A 6,309-nucleotide genomic window follows, 5' to 3' on the forward strand; every position below is an offset into this window, starting at 1 on the left:
TCATGGAGTGATGCCCTCTGAGCCGCACCCCGGTAAGGACGCCGGGCAGCGCCCCGAACCGCCCGCGGACCCGCCCGTCCCGGTGACGGAGCCTCGCACCGACCCCGGGCCGCCGACGCTGTCCCATGTGCTGGCCGTGGTCGGCACCGACGTGCTGGAACTGGTGCACGCCCCCCGCGGGACCGGCGTGCCCGTGCGCGGCGTGGCGCTCTACGACGCGGGCGAGGCGGTCTGGGACCGCGAGCGGCAGGAACAGCGGGAGAGGCAGGAGAAGGAACCGGCGGACGCCGCCGGGCGGCACTCCTCCGACGGGCTCCTCCTGCTCGCGGTGGGCGTCGATGTGGCGTCGGCGGCCGCGCCGGACGTCCTGCTGGCCGCCGACCGTGCCGGGGCTGCCGCCGTCGTCATGCGGCGCGGCGCACTGCCCGCGGGTGCCGCCCTGTCGGCGACCGCGCGCCGGGTGGACACCGCGCTGCTCACCCGAGGCCCGGGCACGGACTGGACCGAGCTGCTCGCGCTGCTGCGCGCGGGTGTCTCGTACGCCGACCAGGTCGGCCGCGACGACGGCGACGCCGTCGACGGGCCGGACCTGCGGCGCGGGCTGGACCAGGTGCGGCTGGGCGATCTGCCCGCCCTGGCCAACGTCCTGGCCGACCTGGTCGGCGGCGCGATCACGATCGAGGACACGCGGTCGCGAGTGCTGGCCTACTCGCGTACCGACGGCGACGCCGACCCGCTGCGGCAGCTGACCATTTTGGGCCAGCGGGTGCCGGAGTGGCGGGTGGCCCAGCTGCGCGAGAGCGGGTTCCTGCGCGAACTGTGGACCTCGTACGACGTGGTGCACCTGCCCGCCGGCGGGGACTTCGCCGAACGCCTGGCCGTCGCGGTCCGGGTGGGCGACGAGGTCCTCGGCTCGCTGTGGGCGGCGGCGACCGGCGGCGGCAGCCTGGCCGAGGGCTCCCGGGCCGCGCTGCGGGCCGCCGCCCGGGCTGCGGTCCCGCACCTCATCCAGCACCGAGCGCACAGCCGGCTCAGCGCGCGACGGCACGAGGAGGCCCTGCTCGGCGTCTTGACCGGGCGCGTCGCGGCGTCCGACCGGGAGCCCGCACTCGGCCTGGACGACGCGCGGCGCTACGCGGTCGTGGCCATCGACGCACCGCCGAATGCGAAGGACGGCACGGTCGGCGGGGCCGCCTGGCAGCGCCTGCTCGATGTGCTCGCCTTGCAGGCCGCCGCGCTGCGGACGTCCGCCGACGGCGCGTCGGTGCTCTCCGCGCAGTCGGGCCGGCGGATGTACCTGGTGGTACCGGTCCACGAGGACCGGCCGGAGGCCCCGGTCGCGCTGGCCCGCGAGCTGGCGGCCACCGCCCGGACCGTGCCGCCGGGATCGGTGCTGGTCGGCGTGGGTCGCGCGGCCGCCGGCGCGTCGGGGCTGTCCGAGTCGCGGGCGTCCGCCGACCTGGTGCTGCGAGTGCTGGCCGAGCGGTACGACAGCCCGGGCGGCTCGGCCGTCGCGGAGCACGACCAGGTGCTCGTCCCCGCCACCCTGCTGCAACTGCTCGACCGGGTCGAGCCGGTGTGGCGGGCCTCGGACACCGGGCCGGTGCACCGGCTGGTCGCGTACGACGCGGAGCACGGCACCGCCTTCCGCACCACGTTGTCGGCGTACCTGGACGCGTTCGGCGACGTGGCGTCGGCCGCGGCCGCACTGACCGTGCATCCGAACACGCTGCGCCACCGGCTGCGCCGGATCCGCGAACTGTTCGGGCTCGACCTGGGCGACCCGGCCGCCCGGCTGCTGGCCGACGTGGGGCTGCGCATCGCGGCGCGCGAGGACCCGCCGGCGCGAGGCTGAACCGGGCGCACGTCGCCGGACGCGTCGCGGCTCCGTTGTCCGATCGGCCAACGTCCCGCGTACGACTCCGTACGATCGGCTGATGACGCCGTCGCGGCTCCGGGACCATGCTTTTCGACGTACCGGTCCCCGCCCCCGCCCCGGCGGACGCGTCCGCCCACGAAATCCGAGGTGTTCCCTGTGTTCTCCGGCCTCTCCGCGGCAGCTTCCCCCACGATCGTGGGCGGCGACGGCACGGCCACCGGCACAGCCCCTGACGCCGGGCGGCGCGCGGTGCTCGACGAGGCGGTGCGCCTCGCGGTACGCGAAGGTCTGCTCGACGCGCCGGCTCCGGTGATCGGCCTGCTCGACGTCGAGGGCATCCGCGGCACGGTGGCCCGGCTGCATGCGGCGTTCGAGTCGCCCGCGCCCGTACTGCACACCTTCGCGGCCAAGGCGTGCGGCCTGGTCCCTGTCCTGCAACTGCTCGCCGAGTCGGGCATGGGCTGCGAGGTCGCGAGCCCCGGCGAGCTGGCGCAGGCCCTCGCGGCCGGCTTCACCCCTGACCGGCTGGTTTTCGACAGCCCCGCGAAGACCATCGACGAACTCGAACTCGCCGTCGACCTGGGCATCGCGATCAACCTGGACAACTGGCAGGAGCTCGAACGCCTCGACGCCGTCCTGGCCGCCCGGCCCGCCGACGACCGCACCCCGCGCGGGCCGCTCGGCATCCGGGTGAACCCCCAGGTCGGCGCGGGTGCCATCGGCGCCATGAGCACCGCCACCGACACCTCCAAGTTCGGCATCGCGCTGCGCGACCCCGGTGCCGAGGAGGCCCTCGTCGAGGCCTTCCGCCGACGCCCCTGGCTCACCCGGCTGCACGCGCACGTCGGTTCGCAGGGCTGCCCGCTGCCGCTCATCTCCGCCGGTGTCCGGGCCGCGTACGAACTCGCCGAGCACATCAACACCGCCGTCGGCCACCGGCAGATCGACAGCCTCGACATCGGCGGCGGCCTTCCGGTCAACTTCGACGGCGACGAGGAGAGCCCCGGCCACGCCGCCTACGTGGCGCAGCTGCGCGAGGACGTCCCGGGCCTGTTCGACGGCCGGTACGCCCTGGTCACCGAGTTCGGCCGCTCCGTCCTCGCCAAGCACGGCATGGTGCTGACCCGGGTGGAGTACACCAAGTCCGCCGGCGGGCGGCCGATCGCGATCACCCACGCCGGCGCGCAGGTCGCCGCGCGCACGGTCTTCATGCCGCGGGCGTGGCCGCTGCGGATCGGCGTGTTCGACGCGGACGGCGTCCCGAAGGCCGGGCCGGCCGTCGTGCAGGACGTGGCCGGGCCGTGCTGCTTCGCCGGCGACCTCACCGCCGAGGGCCGCGAACTGCCCCTGCTGGAACCGGGCGACGTGGTGGCGCTCTACGACACCGGGGCCTACTACTTCTCGTCGCACTTCGCCTACAACTCACTGCCCCGCCCCGCGGTCTACGGCTTCCGCTTCGACGGCGCCGACCGCGCGCGCTTCGCCCTGGTGCGCGAGGCGCAGACGCTCGCCGAGATCGTCGCGGAGTCGGGTGCCGCGTACGCCGATTCCCTCGTCGGCCTGGTCGACGCCGGGGCCGTCGAATCCATGCGGGCCGCCGCCGAAGGCACGCCCGGCGACGACCCCGCCGGCAACGCCGACGACAACCCCGGCCGCGACCCTGGCCCCGAGGAGGTGCCCGCATGCGCGTCCTGATCTCCGCCGACATGGAGGGTGCCACCGGCACCGTCCTGCCCGCCGACGTGACCGCCGGCACCCCGCGCTACGAGCGCTTCCGCCGCCTGCTGACCGGCGACGTCAACGCCGCCGTGGCCGGCTTCGCCGCCGCCGGAGCCGACGAGATCCTGGTCAACGACGCGCACTGCGGAATGGACAACGTCCTCCTGGAGGACCTCGACCCGCGCGCGAGCCTCATCGTCGGCCGCCACAAGCCGCTCGGCATGATGCAGGGCATCGAACTCGGCGTCGACGCCGTGGCGTTCGTCGGCTACCACACCGGCGCGGGCGAACCCGGCGTCCTGGCCCACACCTACCTGTCGCACAGCATCCTCGCCGTGCGCATCGACGAAGTGCCCACCGACGAAGGCCGGTTCAACGCACTCGTGGCCGCCGAGGCACAGGTGCCCGTGGTACTGGTCACCGGCGACGACCTGACCTGCGCGGCGGCCCGGTCCTGGGCCCCCGGTGCCCGGACCGTCGCCGTGAAGACGGCGCTGAGCAGGCACGCCGCGGTGTGCCGTACACCCGCGGCCACCGCCGCCGACATCACCGGCGCGGCGACCGCGGCGCTGGCCGACCGGGCGCGGGCGCGCACCGCGCAGCTGACCGGTGCCCCGAGCGGCGGCACCGCGCTGACCGTTTCGGTGGACCTCGACAGCCCGTACCTGGCCGACCGTGCCACCGCGATGCCCGGGGTCACCCCCGACGGGCCGCGGACGGTCGCGTTCACCGCCCCCGACGCCCGTACCGCGCTGCGCCACTTCCGCGCGCTGACCTGGGTGATCGGCAGTGGCCGGGAGGCCGAATGGACCTGACCCGGCCGGACTGCCCGGTGCGACGGCGCACGGCTCCGGCCGACGCCTGCCGCCACGCCCCTTGACGTTTCCCGCTCGTTCGCCGAACCGTTCCGCCCCTCGTTCCGTTCGTCCTTGCTCCGCCCTTCCCGTACGTCCTACTCCGGCGCGCCCGCCAACGGCACGCGGCCGGACCGACGGGTGTGCCGCGGGCGCCACCGCCGTGCGCGCGGACCGGCCGCCCTAGCACCAAGGCCCCGCCCCATGCCAGGAGTTCCCATGAGACATTCGCCGACGATCCCGCAGCCGCCGCGCAAGGCGGGCGGGACGGACGTCCCCCAGCTGAGCAGGTCGCTGCGCAACCGCCACATGTCGATGATCGCCATCGGCGGCGCGATCGGCGCGGGCCTGTTCGTCGGCAGCGGTTCGGTGATCAAGACCGCCGGACCCGCCGCGATCGTGTCGTACTGCCTCGCCGGCGCGCTCGTGCTGTGCACGATGCGGATGCTCGGCGAGATGGTCGTGGCGCGGCCATCCTCGGGGTCGTTCTCCGATTACGCGCGGACCGCCATCGGCCCGTGGGCCGGGTTCACCATCGGCTGGCTGTACTGGTACTACTACGTGATCATCGTGGCAGTGGAGGCGGTGGCCGGCGCCGCGATCCTGCACGCCTGGATCGACGCGCCGCTGTGGCTGCTGGCCATGGGGCTCATGCTGGTGATGACCGCGACCAACCTGCTGTCGGTCAAGTCCTTCGGCGAGTTCGAGTTCTGGTTCTCCTCGATCAAGGTCGCCGCGATCGTGGCCTTCCTGATCGTCGGCACGCTCTTCGTGGTCGGCGCGTGGCCGGGCTCGTCGTTCGACTTCTCCAACCTGACCTCCCACGACGGGTTCACGCCCAACGGCTTCACCTCGATCTTCTCGGCGATCGTCGTGGTGATCTTCGCGTTCGGCGGGGCCGAGATCGTGACCATCGCGGCGGCGGAGAGCCGCGAGCCGGAGCGCTCGGTGGCCCGTGCCACCACCGGCATCATCTGGCGGATCATCCTGTTCTACGTCGGCTCGATCTTCCTGGTGGTGACGATCGTCCCGTGGGACGGCGCCGAGGTGCTCAAGAGCCCGTACGTCGCCGCGCTCGACACCATCGGCGTGGACGGCATCGGCACCGTCATGGACATCGTCATCCTCACCGCGGTGCTCAGCGTGCTGAACTCCTCGGTGTACGTGTCCTCGCGGATGGTCTTCGCGCTCGCCGAGCACGGCGACGCCCCGCGCTGGATGGTCGCCACGAGCCGCCGGAACGTCCCCACCCGCGCGATCCTGGCGGGCACGGTCGTCGGCTGGCTGTCGGTGCTGCTCGCCTACCTCTCCCCCGACCGCGTGTTCACTTACCTGGTCAACTCCTCCGGTGCGATCGCCATCTTCATGTACCTGCTGATCGGTGCCTCGCAGTTGCGCATGCGGCGGCGGCTGGAGCGGGAGGCACCGGAGCGGCTGACGCTCAAGATGTGGCTGTACCCGTACCTCACCTGGGTGGTCATCGCGGGGTTCCTGGGCGTGCTGGTGGCCATGGCCGTGATCGACGACCAGCGCACGCAGTTGCTCACGAGCCTGGTCAGCCTCGGCGTGGTGCTGGTGGCCTACGCGGTGCGCCGCGCGCGCGGACGCGGCGGCCGGTCAGCGGACCGCGTACATGCGGATCACCACGACGTCGTCCCCGTCGGGGCGGGCCAGGCCGACGAACACCGTCTCGGCGAGCCAGCGGTGGGCCGGGGCGTCGGTCCGGAACACGGGTGACGTCCGGTAGTAGTGGCCGGCCTCGGAGACCTTGACGTCTCCGTCGTGCTGGTCGGGGCTGTCGGGGTCGGGGTGGTAGAAGCCGCGGTTGACGATGTCGACGACGGCTCGGTCGTCGAC

4 protein-coding genes and 1 pseudogene are annotated in these 6,309 nt (G+C 73.8%); 4 read left to right on the forward strand and 1 reads right to left on the reverse strand.

All coding sequences use genetic code 11. The features are described from left to right. The first annotated feature begins 10 nt into the window (after positions 1-10). The 4 genes from AB0C36_RS32210 (at position 11) to AB0C36_RS32225 (ending at position 6,189) form a co-directional block, all read left to right on the forward strand. Positions 11-1,855, forward strand: a complete 1,845-nt coding sequence (locus AB0C36_RS32210; RefSeq protein ID WP_358361091.1) for a PucR family transcriptional regulator — start codon at positions 11-13, stop codon at positions 1,853-1,855. A gap of 273 nt (positions 1,856-2,128) precedes the next feature. Beyond that, entirely contained in the window at positions 2,129-3,574 is a 1,446-nt protein-coding gene (locus tag AB0C36_RS32215) for a type III PLP-dependent enzyme domain-containing protein (protein ID WP_358361104.1), read from the forward strand. After that, positions 3,562-4,413, forward strand: a complete 852-nt coding sequence (locus tag AB0C36_RS32220) for a M55 family metallopeptidase (protein WP_358361094.1) — start codon at positions 3,562-3,564, stop codon at positions 4,411-4,413. Before AB0C36_RS32215 ends, AB0C36_RS32220 begins: the two co-directional genes overlap by 13 nt. Positions 4,414-4,671: 258 nt before the next feature. Continuing rightward, positions 4,672-6,189: an amino acid permease gene (locus AB0C36_RS32225; protein ID WP_435839161.1), complete on the forward strand. Its 1,518-nt coding sequence runs from the start codon at positions 4,672-4,674 to the stop codon at positions 6,187-6,189. On the opposite strand, the pseudogene AB0C36_RS43295 reads toward AB0C36_RS32225, so the two are convergent. Continuing rightward, a pseudogene (locus AB0C36_RS43295) lies at positions 6,136-6,285 on the reverse strand (DUF3237 family protein); the annotation flags it as partial. The gene AB0C36_RS32225 and the pseudogene AB0C36_RS43295 sit on opposite strands and share 54 nt — an antisense overlap. Between the last annotated feature and the right edge of the window lie 24 nt (positions 6,286-6,309).

This window comes from Streptodolium elevatio, assembly GCF_040649515.1.
Classification (GTDB): domain Bacteria; phylum Actinomycetota; class Actinomycetes; order Streptomycetales; family Streptomycetaceae; genus Yinghuangia; species Yinghuangia elevatio.

Bases quoted from the DNA above. Each gene is read 5' to 3' on its own strand.
- AB0C36_RS32210 (WP_358361091.1), top strand. From the start codon at position 11: ATGCCCTCTGAGCCGCACCCCGGTAAGGACGCCGGGCAGCGCCCCGAA.
- AB0C36_RS32220 (WP_358361094.1), top strand. From the start codon at position 3,562: ATGCGCGTCCTGATCTCCGCCGACATGGAGGGTGCCACCGGCACCGTC.
- AB0C36_RS32225 (WP_435839161.1), top strand. From the start codon at position 4,672: ATGAGACATTCGCCGACGATCCCGCAGCCGCCGCGCAAGGCGGGCGGG.